The 18,966-nt window shown below is 25.7% G+C and carries 14 protein-coding genes, 3 tRNA genes, 1 rRNA gene and 1 pseudogene; 6 read left to right on the top strand and 13 right to left on the bottom strand.

The window, feature by feature from the left end:
- Positions 1–65: 65 nt before the first annotated feature.
- Positions 66–446, top strand: a complete 381-nt coding sequence (gene acpS / locus D9V61_RS01305; protein WP_158339442.1) for a holo-ACP synthase — start codon at positions 66–68, stop codon at positions 444–446.
- Positions 447–471: 25 nt separating this feature from the next.
- Here acpS and tadA read toward each other — a convergent pair whose 3' ends face one another.
- On the bottom strand, positions 472–933 hold the full coding sequence (gene tadA, locus D9V61_RS01300; protein WP_158339441.1) for a tRNA adenosine(34) deaminase TadA: 462 nt from the start codon (positions 931–933) through the stop codon (positions 472–474).
- Between the two features lie 22 nt (positions 934–955).
- Complete coding sequence (smpB, locus tag D9V61_RS01295; protein WP_158339440.1) at positions 956–1,429, bottom strand: SsrA-binding protein SmpB; 474 nt, start codon at positions 1,427–1,429, stop codon at positions 956–958.
- 78 nt (positions 1,430–1,507) lie between these two features.
- On the opposite strand from smpB, the gene D9V61_RS01290 reads away from it, so the two are divergent.
- Complete coding sequence (locus tag D9V61_RS01290) at positions 1,508–1,807, top strand: RnfH family protein (protein ID WP_158339439.1); 300 nt, start codon at positions 1,508–1,510, stop codon at positions 1,805–1,807.
- A gap of 77 nt (positions 1,808–1,884) precedes the next feature.
- On the opposite strand, the gene D9V61_RS01285 is transcribed toward D9V61_RS01290, so the two are convergent.
- From D9V61_RS01285 to dnaQ, 5 genes are all read right to left on the bottom strand, one after another.
- Positions 1,885–2,463 carry a nucleotide exchange factor GrpE gene (locus tag D9V61_RS01285; RefSeq protein ID WP_158339438.1) on the bottom strand — a complete coding sequence of 193 codons (579 nt, stop codon included), beginning with the start codon at positions 2,461–2,463 and terminating at the stop codon, positions 1,885–1,887.
- Between the two features lie 116 nt (positions 2,464–2,579).
- A complete protein-coding gene (gene gpt / locus D9V61_RS01280; protein ID WP_158339437.1) occupies positions 2,580–3,059 on the bottom strand; it encodes a xanthine phosphoribosyltransferase in 480 nt (159 codons plus the stop codon).
- Between the two features lie 103 nt (positions 3,060–3,162).
- Positions 3,163–3,744: a D-sedoheptulose 7-phosphate isomerase gene (gene lpcA / locus D9V61_RS01275; RefSeq protein ID WP_158339436.1), complete on the bottom strand. Its 582-nt coding sequence runs from the start codon at positions 3,742–3,744 to the stop codon at positions 3,163–3,165.
- Positions 3,745–3,822: 78 nt separating this feature from the next.
- Positions 3,823–3,896, bottom strand: a tRNA-Asp gene (locus tag D9V61_RS01270).
- A gap of 71 nt (positions 3,897–3,967) precedes the next feature.
- Entirely contained in the window at positions 3,968–4,684 is a 717-nt protein-coding gene (gene dnaQ / locus D9V61_RS01265) for a DNA polymerase III subunit epsilon (RefSeq protein WP_158339435.1), read from the bottom strand.
- 54 nt (positions 4,685–4,738) lie between these two features.
- On the opposite strand from dnaQ, the pseudogene rnhA reads away from it, so the two are divergent.
- Positions 4,739–5,205, top strand: a pseudogene (rnhA, locus tag D9V61_RS03140) (ribonuclease HI).
- Between the two features lie 49 nt (positions 5,206–5,254).
- Positions 5,255–6,010 carry a hydroxyacylglutathione hydrolase gene (gene gloB, locus D9V61_RS01250; RefSeq protein ID WP_158339432.1) on the top strand — a complete coding sequence of 252 codons (756 nt, stop codon included), beginning with the start codon at positions 5,255–5,257 and terminating at the stop codon, positions 6,008–6,010.
- On the opposite strand, the gene D9V61_RS01245 is transcribed toward gloB, so the two are convergent.
- The 3 genes from D9V61_RS01245 to D9V61_RS01235 all read right to left on the bottom strand — a co-directional run bounded on the left by D9V61_RS01245 (position 6,002) and on the right by D9V61_RS01235 (position 7,762).
- Positions 6,002–6,074: transfer RNA gene (locus tag D9V61_RS01245), tRNA-Ala, on the bottom strand. The genes gloB and D9V61_RS01245 overlap by 9 nt on opposite strands.
- Positions 6,075–6,085: 11 nt before the next feature.
- A tRNA-Ile gene (locus D9V61_RS01240) sits at positions 6,086–6,162 on the bottom strand.
- Positions 6,163–6,216: 54 nt separating this feature from the next.
- Positions 6,217–7,762, bottom strand: a 16S ribosomal RNA gene (locus tag D9V61_RS01235).
- 392 nt (positions 7,763–8,154) lie between these two features.
- Between D9V61_RS01235 and argS the strand changes: the two genes are divergently transcribed.
- Positions 8,155–9,879, top strand: a complete 1,725-nt coding sequence (gene argS, locus D9V61_RS01230; RefSeq protein WP_158339431.1) for an arginine--tRNA ligase — start codon at positions 8,155–8,157, stop codon at positions 9,877–9,879.
- A gap of 129 nt (positions 9,880–10,008) precedes the next feature.
- Here argS and flhA read toward each other — a convergent pair whose 3' ends face one another.
- Together flhA and flhB are read right to left on the bottom strand one after the other, a co-directional pair.
- Positions 10,009–12,096: a flagellar biosynthesis protein FlhA gene (gene flhA / locus D9V61_RS01225; protein ID WP_158339430.1), complete on the bottom strand. Its 2,088-nt coding sequence runs from the start codon at positions 12,094–12,096 to the stop codon at positions 10,009–10,011.
- A complete protein-coding gene (gene flhB / locus D9V61_RS01220; protein ID WP_158339429.1) occupies positions 12,089–13,240 on the bottom strand; it encodes a flagellar biosynthesis protein FlhB in 1,152 nt (383 codons plus the stop codon). Before flhB ends, flhA begins: the two co-directional genes overlap by 8 nt.
- A gap of 230 nt (positions 13,241–13,470) precedes the next feature.
- Here flhB and D9V61_RS01215 point away from each other — a divergent pair, with 230 nt between their 5' ends.
- The gene (locus D9V61_RS01215; protein WP_158339428.1) at positions 13,471–15,189 is read left to right on the top strand and encodes a proline--tRNA ligase; all 1,719 of its coding nucleotides are present in this window, start codon (positions 13,471–13,473) and stop codon (positions 15,187–15,189) included.
- 287 nt (positions 15,190–15,476) lie between these two features.
- Here D9V61_RS01215 and dnaE read toward each other — a convergent pair whose 3' ends face one another.
- On the bottom strand, positions 15,477–18,962 hold the full coding sequence (dnaE, locus tag D9V61_RS01210; RefSeq protein WP_158339427.1) for a DNA polymerase III subunit alpha: 3,486 nt from the start codon (positions 18,960–18,962) through the stop codon (positions 15,477–15,479).
- Positions 18,963–18,966: the final 4 nt, after the last annotated feature.

Genomic DNA, 18,966 nt, shown 5'->3' with positions numbered 1-18,966 from the left:
TTTTAAAAAAAATCATCATGTTTTTAAATCAAATAAATTATGTTTATAAAAGGTGTACTTTTATCATGTCAATTATAGGTATAGGAATAGATTTTATAGAAATATTACGTATTCAAAATATTATTTTTAACTATGGAAATAATTTTGCTAAAAGAATTTTATCTATAGAAGAATGGGAAAAGTATATTATCAGTAAGAATAATATTAATTTTCTTGCAAAAAAGTTTGTTGCTAAAGAAGCAGCTTCTAAAGCATTAGGAACAGGTATAAATGATGGAGTAACATTTAATCAGTTAGAATTTTATAATAATAAATCAGGAAAACCAAAATTACGTTTTTTAAAAAATGCTCTAAAAAAATCTCAACAAATAAAATGTAAATCTATTCATGTAAGTATATCTGATCAAAAATTATATGCTCATGCTTTAGTTATTTTAGAAAATTAATTTTAATTATTTATAAATATAAATTTTATTCTTTTCTCTTTTCTTTAAAAAAATCTGTTAAAAGTTTAGAACATTCACGTTGCATAACATTTTTTTTGATGTCTAATTTATAATCTTGTTGTGAATTTAAAAAAATATTTTTAAAAAAATATTTATTATCTAATTTTTTACAATTTGCACCAAATACTAAACGTTTAATACGACTATGTATAATTGCTCCACAACACATAATACAAGGTTGCAAAGTTACATATAATGTAGTGTTTAATAACCGATAATTTTTTATTTTTTTTCCTGCATGCCGTATTGCTATAATTTCTGCATGTGCGGTAGGATCATTTTTAGTAATAGAACAATTCCATCCTATTCCAATTATACGTTCTTTAAATACTAATATTGCACCTATTGGAACTTCACCTTTTTCTTTAGCACAATATGCATATTTTAAAGCAATTTTCATCCAATCTTTATCTTTTTTATATATCATAAAAATTTTTAATATATTTTTATTATTTTTTAAGTATTTTAAATTTTTCTTTTTCCCATTCCTTTTTTTTTAAAATTATTCTTTTATCGTGTACAGTTTTACCTTTTGCTAATCCAAATTCTAATTTACACCAAGATTTCTTCCAGAATAAAGATAAAGAAACGATTGTATATCCTATTTTTTTTTTCTTAAGAGATAAAAAATTAATTTCATCTTTATGTAACAATAATTTTCTTTTTCTCATTGGATTACAAAGAATATGACTTGAAGACATATTCAAAGGTTGAATGAAAGAGTTACAAAGATATAATTCATTAAGATGACTTATTATATAGCTTTCTGAAATATTGACCTGACCTGACCTAATAGATTTAACTTCCCAACCTTCTAATACTAAACCAGATTGAAATATTTTTTCTATAAAATAATTATGATATGCTTTTTTATTAATCACAATTTTAGATAGTTTTTTATGAGATTTTTTTTTATGTAACATAATTAGATTCATTCCAAAATTAAAATCAGTTATTATAAAAATAATCTTTATATACCATTAAAAAAATTTTAATAAAATATGAATATTATAAAAGTGACAGTTATTTATGCTTTATCAGAAATTCAATACATTCGTAAAGTTTATATTAAATCAGGTTCTACTGTAAAAGATGCTATCTTAGCATCAAATTTATTAAATTTAATAAATAATTTTTCGTTCTGTAATAATAGTATAGGAATATATAATAAGATAGTACATATAAAATCAAAAATAAAAGATGGAGATAGAATTGAAATTTATAGAAATTTGATAATAGATCCTAAAGAATGGAGAAGAAAAAACATTTTTTTATTAAAAAAAGATAAAAAAAAATACTGATTTTTTAAAAAGTTATTTTTAGATTTAATAACTATAAAAAATTTAATAATATTATTAAATCTAAAAAGATAATATTTTTATTTTCTTTTCTTTGAAACTATAACCATAGCTGGACGTAATAAACGAGTTTCATGAAGAATATAGCCAGGTTGCATAACTGTGACTATTTGATTAGATTCTAATTGATCAGTATATTGAACTGACATTGCTTGATGAATAGATGGATTAAATAATATATTTATTTTATCTATCTTTTTAATATTAAATAATATAAAGGATTTTTTTAACAAATCATAAATACATTCTAACTTATTGAAGATTTCTATGTAACTCTCTTTTGAATCAGTTGTCTCTATTAAATTCATTGCACGTTCAATATTATCTACAATAGGTAGGAAATCTATAATTAATTTTTCTAAAGAAAATTTTATAGAATTTTCAATTTCTTTATTTAGTCTATTATAGACTGATGCAATTTCTTGTTCAGTAATTTTTTCTTTTTCTATAATTTTTTCTTTAGATTCTTTTAATTGAACTTCTAAAAGCTCAGTTAAATTTTTTTTTATTAAATTGTTGCTTTCATCTTTTTCATTATTATTTATTTTTGTATTTTTGTTATTTATTTTTTCTAATTTTTTTTCTTCTTTATTTGTCATAAAAACATCCTTTTTCAGTATGTATTTATTTTTGAAAAAATTTTTAATTTTATTTTTTTGACATGAATATATTAAAAATTTGTTAATGGAAATAATATTATCTTTTTTAAGATGTTTTATTTGATTTTATAATTTTTAATAAGAGGAGGAATATAAGAAATTGACATATCCCATGGTTGTTCGATCCATATATTTTGAGGTATATCTATAATATAGTCATCGACTAATAAACGGCCCATTGGTTTTGCAAAAATAGTTACAAAATATGCTTTTGGATATAAATTTCGAATAATTTTTGCAGTACCTCCAGTGTCTACTAAATCATCTATTACAATAACTTTTTCTCCATTACCTTCTGCTTTTTTAATTATTTTTCTATTTTTTTTTAAGCAATCATAATTATAACTTTCAATACAAACAGTATCAACGCATCGCAAACCTAACTCTCTAGCTAATAAAGCTGATGGAACAAGTCCACCTCGACTTACAGCAATAATTCCATTCCAAGAATTTATTTTTTTTTTAAGTAATCGACTGGCTAGTTTTCTAGTATGAATTTGAAGCATATCCCAAGTGACAATGTATTTCTCACTCATAAAAAGAAATTCCGAAACTATAAAATAGTATTTATAAGAAAGTGGAAATAACTTGAATTATTATAGGATTTGAATATAGTAAAAAAAATTATTTAATAATTAGTTAGTTTTTTTGCATTTCTTTTTCGATAATTAATATCAATATATGAATAATTTTAATATGCATTTCTTGTATTCGATCTGAAAATCCATAGTAAGGAACACAAATTTCTATATCAGATAATTTTTTAATTTTACCTGCATCATTTCCTGTTAAAACAACAACTTTCATCTTTTTTTTCTGTGCTGCTTCTATAGCTTTTATTATATTTAAAGAATTTCCAGAAGTAGAAATTGCTAATAATACATCGCCTGAGCATCCAACACTTTCAATAAATCGTGAAAATACTTGATCATAACCAAAATCATTTCCTACTGCAGAAATATAACTGCTATCTGAAATAGATATTGCAGGATATCCAGCTCTTTTTTTTCTATATACACTAGTTAATTCTTCTGAAAAATGTAGGGCATCACAATGTGAACCTCCATTTCCACATGATATTACTTTTTTACCGTTTTTAAATGATTGAGCAATAAGAATAGCTGATTTTTGAATTTTTTGTATTTGATTGTCATCTTTTAAAAATTTTTTTAATGTCTTTAATGCATTATTAAATTCAGAAAAAATTATTTTTTTATACATAATTTTAAATTTGTTATTTTTTTGATTAAAAAAATAAATATCTTATTCTAAAAAGATAAATTTATATAATATTTTTTTCGGTGCGGACGGGATTCGAACCCGCGACCCCCGGCGTGACAGGCCGGTATTCTAACCAACTGAACTACCACACCTTGTTAGTATTTTTATATTGTACATTTTTTAAAAAAATCAGTCAATAATCTTTTATATATTTATTTAAGAATTAATGCCATAAACACATACTATTATCTTTCATATATTGTAAATATTTTTTATGAAGATCAACTTCTTTTGGTGTAGAATATAGTATTCTTAAAGAAGAATTTGTTATTTTAATATTCTTTTTTAATTTCTGAGATTGTTTTTTGAGACTAATTATATCAGAAGAAAAAAAAGATTCTTGACCACCAGTCATTAAAAGATATAATTTACCTAAAAGATAAGCATCTACCATTGCACTATGTAATTTTCTATGAGATTTATTTATTTTATAACGTTTACATAAAGCATCTAATGTGTTTTTTTTTCCAGGAAATAATACACGTGCTAATTTTAACGTATCAATAATAGAACAAAATGTATTAATATTTTTTATTTTTTTATTTAATATTGATAATTCTTGATTTATAAATCCTAAATCAAAAGCAGCATTATGAATAACTAATGTAGATTTATTAATATATTTTAAAAATTGATCAGCAATATCTTTAAAAAAAGGTTTATCTAGTAAAAAATCATTAGTAATACCATGAACTTTTAACGCTCCAGATTCTATTAATCTATTAGGTTGAATATAAACATGAAAATTATTTCCTGTAAAACGACGTCCAATAATTTCAACAGCTCCAATTTCTATAATTCTATGATTTATATGAGGAAGATTAGTTTTATTTATACCTGTTGTTTCGGTATCTAATATAATTATTCTTTTTTTATTCATAATACCTTTAAATTATTTACATATAATTAAAATTATTTTGGAATAACTATCATTATGTTAAAAATAGTTAAAATGTTTACAGATGGTTCTTGTTTGGGTAATCCTGGTGCAGGAGGATATAGTACAATATTACGTTATAAAAGACACGAAAAAATATTAACTTCAGGATTTCACTTAACTACTAATAATAGAATGGAATTAATGGCTGTAATATCGGGATTAGAATCTCTTAATCAATCATGTTTTGTTGAAATTACAACAGATAGTTTGTATGTAAAAAAAGGAATTGTTGATTGGATGCCTATATGGAAAAAAAAAAATGGAAAACTACTAAAAAAAAATCTGTAAAAAATATAGACTTATGGCTTCGTATTAATGAAGCTTTAAAAAAACATTTCGTAACTTGGTTTTGGATTAAAGCTCATATTGGTCACTTAGAAAATGAAAGATGTGATATAATAGCACGTCAATCTGCTAAATATCCTTCAATTAAGGACATTTACTATGAAAATAGTAAATAATAAAACATAATCTCTTATATAAAAAAATATATAAATAAAATTAAAAAATATGATTTTAAAAAAAATACTTATATTGGTTGATAACTATGTTTGGGTTCTATATAACAATAATGGTTTTTGTATAATTATAGATCCGGGATTATCTGAACCTATAATACAAGAAATAAAAAAAAGAAAATGGTTTCCTATAGCTATCTTATTAACTCATAATCATATTGATCATACAGGAGGAGTAAAAGATATTATTAAATATTTTCCAAATATAACTGTTTTTGGACCTAATGAAACAAAAAAATATGGTGTTAATAAGATTGTAAAACAAGGAGATAAAATTACTATTTTAGATAAAATTTTTTACGTTATTGGTACTCCAGGCCATACTCTAGGTCATGTTTCTTATTATAGCAATCCATATATTTTTTGTGGAGATACTATTTTTTCAGGAGGTTGTGGACGCGTTTATAAGAATAAACACCTAGAAATGTATAATTCTATAAAAATGATTTCTTCTCTACCTGACAATACTATTTTATGTTGTTCGCATGAGTATACTTTATCAAATTTAAAATTTTCTATGTTTTTTTTACCTAATGATTATTTTATTAAATCATATTTTAAAATAATAAAAATGAAAATAAATATTGGAAAGTCTAGCTTACCTTCTTATATTTTTTTTGAAAAAAAAATTAATTTATTTTTGAGAACAAATGAAAATTGTGTTAAAAAATCACTAGGATTAGAAAATAGTTGCAGTTCTTTTGAAGTTTTTTTAAATTTGAGATTAAAAAAAGATTTTTGGAGCTAAGCGGGATTGAACCGCTGACCTCCTGCGTGCAAGGCAGGCGCTCTCCCAGCTGAGCTATAGCCCCAGATAATTTTATGGTAGGCCTGAGTGGAATTGAACCACCGACCTCACCCTTATCAGGGGTGCGCTCTAACCATCTGAGCTACAAGCCTTCTAATTTTTTATTAGATAATTTGTGTGGGCACCTTCAAAAAAGTATATATTTTTAAGGAGGTGATCCAACCGCAGGTTCCCCTACGGTTACCTTGTTACGACTTCACCCCAGTCATGAATCACAAAGTGGTAGGCGCCTTCCTTTTAAGGGGTTAGGATACCTGCTTCTTTTGCAACCCACTCCCATGGTGTGACGGGCGGTGTGTACAAGGCCCGGGAACGTATTCACCGTGGCATTCTGATCCACGATTACTAGCGATTCCGACTTCGTGGAGTCGAGTTGCAGACTCCAGTCCGGACTACGATTTACTTTATGAGGTTTGCTTGTCTTTGCAGATTTGCTTCTCTTTGTATAAACCATTGTAGCACGTGTGTAGCCCTGGTCGTAAGGGCCATGATGACTTGACGTCGTCCCCACCTTCCTCCGGTTTATAACCGGCAGTCTCCTCTGAGTTCCCGGCCGAACCGCTGGCAACAGGGGATAAGGGTTGCGCTCGTTGCGGGACTTAACCCAACATTTCACAACACGAGCTGACGACAGCCATGCAGCACCTGTCTCATAGTTCCCGAAGGCACTTCTTTATTTCTAAAGAATTCTATGGATGTCAAGACCAGGTAAGGTTTTTCGCGTTGCATCGAATTAAACCACATGCTCCACCGCTTGTGCGGGCCCCCGTCAATTCATTTGAGTTTTAGCCTTGCGGCCGTACTCCCCAGGCGGTCGACTTAATGCGTTAGCTTCGGAAGTCACTTCTCTTGGAAACAACCTCCAAGTCGACATCGTTTACGGCATGGACTACCAGGGTATCTAATCCTGTTTGCTCCCCACGCTTTCGCACCTCAGTGTCAGTATTCGTTTAGGAGGCCGCTTTCGCCACAGGTATTCCTCCAGATATCTACGCATTTCACCGCTACACCTAGAATTCTACCTCCCTCTACGAGACTCTAGTTTTTCAGTTTCAAATGCAGTTCCTAGGTTGAGCCTAGGGATTTCACACCTGACTTAAAAAACCACCTACGCGCTCTTTACGCCCAGTAATTCTGATTAACGCTTGCACCCTCCGTATTACCGCGGCTGCTGGCACGGAGTTAGCCGGTGCTTCTTCTGCGGGTAACGTCACGAAATAAAATTATTAGTTTTATTTTTTTCCTCCCCGCTGAAAGTACTTTACAACCCTAAGGCCTTCTTCATACACGCGGCATAGCTGCATCAGGCTTTCGCCCATTGTGCAATATTCCCCACTGCTGCCTCCCGTAGGAGTCTGGACCGTGTCTCAGTTCCAGTGTGGCTGGTTATCCTCTCAGACCAGCTAGAGATCGTTGCCTTGGTAGGCTATTACTCTACCAACAAGCTAATCTCGTCTGGGTTCATCTAGAAGCATGAGGCCATAAGGTCCCCCACTTTAGTTTTACAACATTATGCGGTATTAGCTACCATTTCTAGTAGTTATCCCCCTCTTCTAGGTAGATCCCCAGATATTACTCACCCGTTTGCCGCTCGCCGACAAGAAAGCAAGCTTTCTTTCGCTGCCGCTCGACTTGCATGTGTTAGGCTTGCCGCCAGCGTTCAATCTGAGCCATGATCAAACTCTTCAATTGAAAAACTTTTCTTAAAGAAGTAAATCTTTAAGATTTTTAAAATAACAAAATAAATTTTGTACTTAATTGTTTGTGCCCACACAGATTATCTAATATATTTTTAAAGAGCATTTTTATATGTAAAACTTTATATCAAGAGATTATACTTTTTTTGTTCTGTTGTCAACATTTTTATAAAAAATTTTTTATTTTTATTCCAAAGTCATTTTTATATGTTTTATACGAAATAAATGATTTAAAATCATATTTAATAAATTACTAAAAAAATATAAAATTATAATATATCTTAAAAGATAAAATATTAATTTTTTTAGTAAAATTTCATAAAACATCTATTTTATTTTTTTAAAAATAATAAACATACTTCATATAATATAAAAAAGGCTTCTATAATGAATCTAAAAAATATAATTAAAAAAGACATTAAAAATGCGTTAATTAAAATTGGTACTATAGATTATGATCCTATTATAACATTAAATAAAAAAATAAAATTAGGTCATTACCAAGTTAATAATTTAATTAAAATATCTAATATATTAAATTTAGAGCCATATGAATTGTCAAATAAAATAATATTTAATATTAAAAAAAAATGTATTTATAAAAAAATGACATTTTCTCAACCAGGTTTTATTAATATTTTCATTAATGAAAATTGGATCTCTGAACAATTAGAAAAAATTTTTATTTCATCTCGTCTTGGTATAAAACACTCTAAATCACAAAATATTGTAATAGATTATTCTTCTCCGAATATTGCAAAAGAAATGCATATTGGACATTTACGTTCAACAATTATTGGAGATGTTACAGCAAGAATATTAGATTTTTTAGGACATAATGTAATTAGAGCAAATCATATTGGTGACTGGGGAACACAATTTGGCATGTTAATTGCATATTTAAAAGATAAAAAAATAAAATATGATAATTTATCTCTTATACAATTAGAAGATTTTTATTGTAAAGCGAAAAAAAAATACGATATTGATCAATTATTTGCAGAAAAGTCTAGAGAATATGTAGTAAAATTACAAAATGGAGACAAATACTGTCATTTTATTTGGAAAAAATTAGTATCTATTACTATGTTAGAAAATTATAAAATATATAAGAAACTAAATGTGACTTTAAAAGAGAAGCATACTATGGGAGAAAGTGTATATAATAAAATGCTTCCTGATATTATTCAAGATCTTAAAAATAAAAAAATAGCAATTGAAAAAAATGGTTCTACTATTGTTTTTTTGAAAGAATTTAAGAATAGATTAGGAGAATATATGGGTGTTGTTATTCAAAAAAAAGATAAAGGCTTTTTATATTCTACTACAGATATTGCTTGTTTTAAATATAGATATCAAAAATTACATGCTAATCGTATTATATATTATACTGATCCTCGTCAACATCAACATTTAATACAAGCTTGGACTATAGCAAAAAAAGCTAATTATATATCTCAAGATTTATTATTAGAACATCATACTTTTGGAATGATGCTTTCAAAAAATAAACGCCCGTTTAAGACTCGTGATGGTAACACTATAAAACTTTCTTCACTTCTTAATGAAGCGAAAGAAAGAGCTATGCGTTTAATTAAAAATAAAAAACCTAAATTATCTAAAAAAAAACTTGTAAAGTTGGCTCAAATTATAGGTATTAGTGCAGTAAAATATGCAGATTTATCGAAAAATAGAAACACCAATTATATATTTAATTGGGATGAAATGCTAAGTTTTGAAGGTAATACGGCTCCTTACATTCAGTATGCTTATACTAGAATTAATTCTATTTTAAAAAAATCTATTATTCCTATAAATAAATTAAAAGAAAAAATTATTTTAAAAGAAGAAACTGAAATTAATTTAGCTATCAAAATATTAGAGTTTGAAGAAATTATTCTTTTAATTGCTCAAAAAGGTACACCTCATATCTTATGTAAATATCTTTATCAACTTGCAACAATTTTCTCTAATTTTTATGAAAATTGTTCTATACTTTTTTCAAAAAAAATAAAAACTTGTAAAAGTAGACTTAAATTATCTATTTTAACAGCTAAAACATTAAAAAAAGGACTTAATATGCTTGGTATAAAAATAATAAAAAAGATGTAAAATATAATTCATACAATCTTTAAATCCTAAAAATTCAGCAAGGTGAGGAAATAATATAGTACGAAAATGTACTACTTACTACCACACCAATCTGTATTCAAAATATGAATAAGCTAATTTTATTTCTTATTAAGAACCAATTATATTAGTCATCTTTATTTTTTTTACATCTACAATTTCAAATTGAGATAAAACAGTTAATTCCGGAAAACTTTGTCGTAAAAATTTAGATAAAAAATATCGTAACGGATGGCTAACTAATAATACAAGAGGAGAGCCTATTAATAGTTGTTTTTTAATAGCTTCTTTTGTTTTTATTAATAAACTTTCAGATAAAGTAGGTTCTATAGTATTAGCACCTGATTTTAAACTATTTAATAATAATTGCTCTAAATTCGATTCTAATCCTATTATTTCAATAATACTATCTTGTTTAAATAATTTTTGTATAAGAATTTTTCTCAATGCAATACGTACAATACTAGTTAATTCAATTGGATCTTTTTGAATATCAGCGCATTCTGACAGTGATTCTAAAATCGTTCTCATATCGCGTATTGGAACATTTTCTAATAATAAATTTTTAAGTACTTTATGAAAAACTGTTAAATTGATTATATTTGGAATTAAATCTTCAGTTAATTTTGGCATTTCTATGCTAACATGTTCTAATAATTGTTGAGTTTCTTGACGACCAAATAACTCATCAATATGATTAGTCATTAAAAAATTTAAATGTGTTGAAATAACAACACTAGATTCTATAACAGAATAGCCTTTTTTTTGCGCTGTATTTTTAAATTCTTCATCAATCCAATATCCAGATAAACCAAAAGTTGGTTCATATATTTTTTCAAAAGGCAAAGGTTCCGTTTCTCTACCTGTATGAATAGCCATAAGACGTCCATAAAAACATTTCCCCTGTCCTACTTCTACTCCTTTAATAAAAATACGATAAACATTTCCTGATAAATTCATATTATTTTTAACACGTACTAGTGGAGGTAAAAATCCAATTTCTTGAGCAATTTTTTTACGAACTACACGAATTCTATCTAATAAATCACCCTTTTGATTAACATCAGTCATGGGTGTTAATTTATAACCAATTTCTATTCTAATTGGATCTTCTAATTGAACATCACTCCAAGATGCTTCTGAAATTGAATCATGTATTAATTTATATTTTTTATTAGAATTTAAAAAATTACTTTCTAAATCATATTTTTTTTCATATAACCACCAAGATAAAATAAACAATAAGACTGTAAAAACTAAAAATATAATATTAGGCATACCTGGCACTAAACCAAGAACACCTAAAACTATTGCACTTAATAAAATAACTTGAGGATTATAAAATAATTGACTAACCATTTGTTCACCAACATTTTGATTACTACTAACACGTGTGACAATAACACCTGCTGCAGTAGAAATAACTAATGCTGGAATTTGAGCAACTAAACCATCTCCAATAGTTAATAATGTATAAACTTCTACAGCTTTTTTTAATAACATATGATGTTGTATTAGACCAATAATTAAACCACCAAAAATATTAATAATCATTATTAAAATTCCAGCAATTGCATCTCCTCGTACAAACTTACTAGCACCATCCATAGAACCGTAAAAATCAGCTTCCTGTGTTATTTTTATACGACGTTTTTTAGCTTTTTCTTCACCAATCAAACCTGCATTTAAATCTGCATCAATTGCCATTTGTTTTCCTGGCATAGCATCTAATACAAATCGTGCACCAACTTCCGCTATTCTACTGGCTCCTTTAGTAATAACAATAAAATTAATAATAACTAAAATTATAAATACAACTATCCCAATAGCAAAATTTCCACCTACTAAAAAATGACCAAATGATTCAATTACTTTTCCTGCTGAATTAGTACCAGTATGACCTCTTAAAAAAATAATACGAGTAGAAGCTACATTTAAAGCCAAACGTAACAATGTAGAAAAGAGCAAAATTGTTGGGAAAGCAGTAAATTCTAAAGTATGACGGGTAAACATAGAAACAAGTAAAATTATTATTGATAATGCAATATTAAAAGTAAAAAAAACATCTAAGACAAAAGGTGCTAATGGCAAAACCATCATTGATAAAATCATCAAAATAAGTATTGGACCTGCAAGTATTTGCCATTGAATTGTTTTTAAACTTTTTGTAAAACGAAAAAAATGAGACAAACTAAACATTATTTTTATGCTCTCCTGTAAAAGTTAATTCTGATGGAACTAATATATTTTTAGGTTTTTCAGGGAAAATACCACCTTCTTTTTTCCATTTTCGTACTTTCCAAACCCATGCTAAAACTTCTGCAACAGCTTTGTAAAGAGGACCTGGAATATATTGTCCGATTTCGGAATAACGGTATAATGAACGAGCCAATGATGGGGCGGAAATAATTGAGATATTATGTTTAAGAGCTAAATTTTGTATTTTAATAGCTACTTCACCTATACCTTTAGCTATTACTTTAGGCGCATTCATTTTTGTTTCATCATATTTAAGTGCTACAGAATAATATACAGGATTAGTTATAATTACATCAGCTTTAGGAACATCTGCGATCATTCTTCTACGCATAGCCGCTTTCATTTCTTGACGAATACGCATTTTGATATTTGGATTTCCTTCTTTTTCTCTTAATTCATCTTTGATTTCTTGACGAGTCATTTTTAATTTTTTATAGTAATTGAATTGTTGCCAAATAATATCAAAAAAAACAATCGGAACTAATCCTAGTATAACTAAAAAAGAACAAATAGAAATTATGTTACATCCATCTGATAAAGAAGATATATAATTTTTATTAATTAAGAATAATATTTCAGGAAAATAAATCCATAAATACCAACAAGATATACTACTCACTATAAACAATTTTAATATTATCTTTAAAAACTCTACTATTATTTGAAAAGAAAAAATTCTTTTTAAACCCTGAAAGGGATTTAATTTTATAAAATTAAATTTTAATGATGTAAAATTTAATTTAATACCACTTAAAAGTATAGAAGGTATCGTAACTACAATTAATAAAGATATTAAAAATGGAAAAAAGACAAAAAAGATATTTTTTAAAGATGCAAATATTTCTAATAAAGTTTTATTTGTATTTAAAAAATCATTTTTATCAAAACAAAAACTATTAGACATTATTTTGCTAAGATTAAAAATAATTAAATCTCTATACCACCATAAATTTATAAATCCAACTAATAAAATGAATAAAGAATTTAATTCTCTAGAATATCGTGTTTTTCCTTTATTACGAAATTTTCTAATACGATGTTCAGTAGGATTTTCTGTTTTTTCCTCATTGATATTATGATTCATAAGAAATATATTTAACCACTATTTTTATGCATAAAAAACTCATTAGACCTCTGTATCAAAAAAAAAACAAGTTAATTTTATTGATTATGTAAATAGACTAACTTTATTTTTTCAAATATATTAATTTTTTTAAAATATATTAATTTAAAATAAATTATTTAAGATAAGATTTTATTATATAATGAAATTACATTCACTATTTAAAAATTTTACTTTTGAGATCTTAATAAATGCTTACAAGTCAATATCTATTATCAACTTTAAAAGATACACCTTATGATGCAAAAATTATTAGCCATCAATTAATGCTAAGAAGTGGTATGATTAGAAAAACATCTTCAGGTTTATATATTTGGCTTCCAACTGGAATTAGAGTACTAAAAAAAATAAAAAAAATCATTAGAAAAGAAATGAAAAAAATAAATGCATTAGAAATATTCATGCCTATAATTCAATCTGAATTTTTATGGGAAAAAAGCGGACGATTAAGTATATACGGAGAAGAATTACTAAGATTTTCTGACCGTCGTAAAAACCATTTTATTTTAGGCCCTACTAATGAAGAAATTGTTACTAACTTTATTAGTAATGAAGTTAATTCATATAAAAAACTGCCATTAATTGTATATCAAATACAAACAAAATTTAGAGATGAAATACGACCTCGCTTTGGTATGATTAGAACACGTGAATTTACAATGAAAGATGCTTATTCTTTTCATATTAATCAAAATTGTCTGGAAAACACTTATAATAAATTCTATCAAAGCTATATAAATATATTTAAAACAATGCAGTTAGATTTTTGTGTAGTAAAAGCTGATTCAGGTTCTATGGGAGGTAATATTTCTCATGAATTTCAAGCTTTTTCTGAGAATGGAGAAGATGAAATAGTTTTTTCGAATGATAAATCATATTCTTCAAATATGAATATGGCTAAATCTATAGAAACAATTAATTTTTTTAAAAAAAAAGATGAATACAAAATTATTCATGGCAAAAAAGACAGTAAAAAATCTACAATAATTTCTAAAAAATTAAATACACCATTAAAAAATCAAATTAAAACTTTTTTAGTTAAAATAAAAACAAAAGATACTACTTCAATAGCAGCATTATTAATACGAGGAGATCATGAATTAAATTTATTTAAAATAGAACAACTTAATATAATAAAAAAGCCTTTATCATTTCTTGATGAAAAAGAAACTATTTCATTAATAGGAGTGAAAAAAAAATTCTTAGGTCCTTTAGGATTAAAAATTCCTATTATTGCTGATATCTCTACTTATGAAATGAAAAATTTTACTATTGGTGCAAATATTAACGAACATTTTTTTATTAATGTAAATTGGAATATTGATTTGCCTATACCAATAATTGAAGATATTAGAAAAGTAAATACAAACGACTTAAGTCCTAATGGTACAGGGTATTTGAATGTAAAAAAAAGCATTGAAATTGGTCATATATTTCAAATTGGACAAAAATATTCTAAAATAATGAAAAAATCCATTAAAATACAAGATGGTAAACAAGAAAATTTTTATATGGGATGTTACGGAATAGGAATAACACGAATTGCAGCAGCTATTATTGAACAAAATCACGATGAAAGTGGTATTATTTGGCCAAATTCTATTGCACCTTTTGAAATCGTTATTTTACCTATAAACATGGAAAAATATAATAAAATAAAAAAAGTAGCAAATATTTTATATCAAAATTTTAAAAAAATAGGCATAGATGTTATATTAGATGATCGATCTGAACGACCAGGAATTATGTTTAATGAAATGGATTTGATTGGAATTCCTCATCAAATTATTGTTAGTATACGTTCTATTAATGATAATAATGTTGAATATCGTGAAAGAAAAAATAAAAAAAATGTTCTAATTAAGATCAAAGATATAACAAATTTTGTTTTACAGAAACTAAAAAAATAATGATTTCTTAAAAATATTATTTTAGTAATAAAAAAAATTCTTAATAAAAAATTTTTTTAAAATTTGATTAAGAATTTTATTCTAAATATTTATATTTTTTTATATATCACTCTATCTAAAAAGAATATCTTATTTAATAAAAATTTAAAAAATAAATATAATTTCTATATATCGATACATATTAAGATATAAATTGTATAAAAAAATTCAGCAATATAATATAGACTAAAATATAAAAAATAATTTCTTTTATTTAAAAAAAAAATTTTATAAATTACTTAATTTTTTTAAATATACTCTAATTGTATTTTTTTTGATCCTACTAATAATTTTAATTCATTTAAAAAATCATCAGTAATTATAACAGACCATTTTTTATTTAATTCTAAGTTTAAAGATACTCTTTTTTTATAATAAGAAATACAAACGGGAATTCTCCCTTTAGATTGATTATCTAAACATTTATATAACTTTTTTAAAAAAAACATATTAGTTTTTTCTTCATTTAATATAATTATTAATTTATGTATATGTTTTTCTCTCATAAATTTTAAATCCATAAGATCATAAGCTATCATTTTAATATTTTTATTTACAAAACTAAAATTTAAAACTCCTCTTACAAATAACAGTGCGTTTAGTTTCAAAAAAGATTCTCGTAAATCTAATAAATCTGAAAAGATTACAACTTCTACACGACTAGTATTATCATCTAATATTAAAACCGCTATACGATTCTTATTTTTAGTTACTTTAAACTTAATAGAAACTATAACTCCTACAACTAGAACTTTTCTATTTTTTTCAAAAAATTTTAATTCTGATAACTTTATATTATTCACATAATATTTTAGTTCTTTTTTATATTGATCAATAGGATGTCCTGTAAGATAAAAGCCTAATACTTGATATTCGTTTTCTAATTTGTTTTTTTCAGGATGAGTTAGGTTAAAAAAATTATTCTTTTTTACTTGTTTTAACTCATTTTTAAAAATACCAAAAAGACTTTCTTGTTTAAAAAATTTTGTTTTACGAGATTCTTTTGATGCATTTATAGCATCATCAATTGATTTAAGTAAATAATTTCGACTTTGATTAAAACAGTCACAACTTCCAGACATTATTAACTTTTCTAAAACTTTACGCGTTACTTTATTAGTATCGATTCTCATACAAAGATCAAATAAGTCATAAAAAAATCCGTTTTCTTCACGTTCTTGAATAAGATTTTGTACTGAGTTTTCTCCTATACCTTTAATGGCACCAATACCATAAACTATATTATTTTGATTATCTACATAAAATTTATATTTACTCAAATTAATATTTGGAGGAATAATTTTTATTCCCATATTTAAAGATTCATTAAATAAAATAATAATTTTTTCTGTATTATCTATATCAGATGTCATTGCTGCTGCCATAAATTCAGCAGGATAATGTGTTTTTAACCACAGAGTTTGATAAGATACTAAAGCATAAGCTACAGAATGAGATTTATTAAATCCATATCCTGCAAATTTTTCTAATAAATCAAAAATTTTTACTGATAATTTTTTATTAACACCATTTTTTAAAGCTCCTTTTTCAAATATAGCACGTTGTTTTGACATGTCTTTTAAATTTTTTTTACTCATTGCTCGTCTTAAAATATCTGCACTTCCTAATGTATAACCTGCTAAAACTTGTGCTATTTGCATTACTTGTTCTTGATATAATATGATACCATATGTTGATTCTAATATAGGTTTTAATAATATATGTTGCCATTTATGATCAGGATATGAAATTTTTTCACGTCCATGTTTTCGATTAATAAAATTATCAACCATTCCAGATTGTAAAGGACCGGGCCTAAAAAGTGCTACCAAGGCAATTATATCTTCAAAACAATCAGGTTGTAGTCTTTTAATTAAATCTTTCATTCCATAAGATTCTAATTGAAAAACACCAGTTGTCTCAGATTTTTTTAATAAATCAAAACATTTCATATCATTCAGAGGAATTGAATTAATATTTATTAGATTTTTTTTTTCAATTTTTAGCTTTATATTAATCATTTCTACTGTACTATTAATAATAGTAAGTGTACGTAAACCAAGAAAATCAAATTTTACTAATCCTACATATTCTATATCATTTTTATCAAATTGAGTTACTGGATTATTTCCTTGTTCGTCACAATATAATGGACAAAAATCAGTAATTTTAGTAGGTGAAATCACTACACCTCCGGCATGTTTCCCAACATTTCTATTTATGCCCTCTAATTTTTTCGCAATATTAATTAAATTTTTAACGTCTTCATTATTTTTATAAAGATTAGATAATTCAGATTCTTTAGAAAAAGCTTCATTTAAAGTTATGCCAGGATCTAAAGGAACTAACTTAGATAGTTTATTAATAAATCCATATGAATATCCTAAAACTCGACCTACATCTCTAATAACAGCTTTTGCTGTTAATGTTCCAAAAGTAATAATTTGTGCTACTGAGTTTCTTCCATATATATCTGAAACATGTTCAATTACTTTATCACGTTTTTCCATGCAAAAATCAATGTCAAAATCAGGCATTGAAATACGTTCTGGATTTAAAAATCTTTCAAATAAAAGATTAAAAGATAAAGGATCTACTTCTGTGATATTTAAAGCATACGCTACAAGAGAACCTGCACCAGAACCTCGTCCTGGTCCTACTGGTATATTATTATCTTTTGCCCATTGTATAAATTCCATAACAATTAAAAAATATCCAGGAAAACCCATTTTGTTAATTACATTTAATTCCATATCTAAACGATTTTTATATTTATCAAATATAATTTGATATTTTTTATTATTTAATCGACAAAAAATTAAACGTTTTTTTATACCTTTATATGATTGTGTAATTAAATAATTTTCAACACTTATCTTTCCCGTTGGAAACTGAGGTAAAAAATATTTTCCTGAATTTATAAAAACATTGCAACGTTTCGCAATTTCTACACTATTTATAAGTGCCTCTGGAATATCTGAAAAAAGATCAGACATTTCTTTTATACTCTTTAAAAATTGTTGATTACTATAATTATTTTGAATTTTTGAATGTTGTAATGTTTCCCCCTCATTAATAGCAATTCTAATTTTATGAATTTTAAAATCTTCTTTGTTTAAAAAACAAACATCATTAGTAGCAACAACAGGAACCCCTGTCGACAAAGATAAATCTACAGCTAAATGTAAATATTTTTCTTCATTTTCTCGATTTGTACGAAATAATTCTAAATAATAAGAATCAGGGAAATATTTCTGATAAAATGATAAACAACTTAATATTAATGATGATTGACCATGAAGTAAAACTTTTCCAAGTTCGCCTTGAGAACCTCCAGAAAGTAATATCAATCCTTTATTCATTTCCAACAACCAATTTTTTTCAATAGTAATATCGTTATTATTAATCTGTCTTTTTTGATAAGCACGAGAAATTAATAAAATTAAATTTTTATATCCTTCTTGATTAGATGCTAATAACGTTAATTTTGTTAATTCATTATTTATTAAATTAGAAAAAAATTTTACTGTAATACCAATAATAGGTTTTATGCCTAATTGATGAGCTATATTGTAAAATTTGATCACACCATATAAATTATTATAATCAGTTATTGCAATAGCTGGCATATTTAAAGATACTGCTTTTTTAACTAATTCTTCAGGTTTTGATAATCCATCAATAATTGAATAATCACTATGTACATGAAGATGAATAAATTTTGGTTCATTCATATAT

It is taken from the genome of Buchnera aphidicola (Acyrthosiphon lactucae) (assembly GCF_005083565.1).
GTDB lineage: Bacteria > Pseudomonadota > Gammaproteobacteria > Enterobacterales > Enterobacteriaceae > Buchnera > Buchnera aphidicola_AH.
Note: the sequence above shows the minus strand (reverse complement) of the source record. Positions and strands in the feature narration are given on the sequence as shown.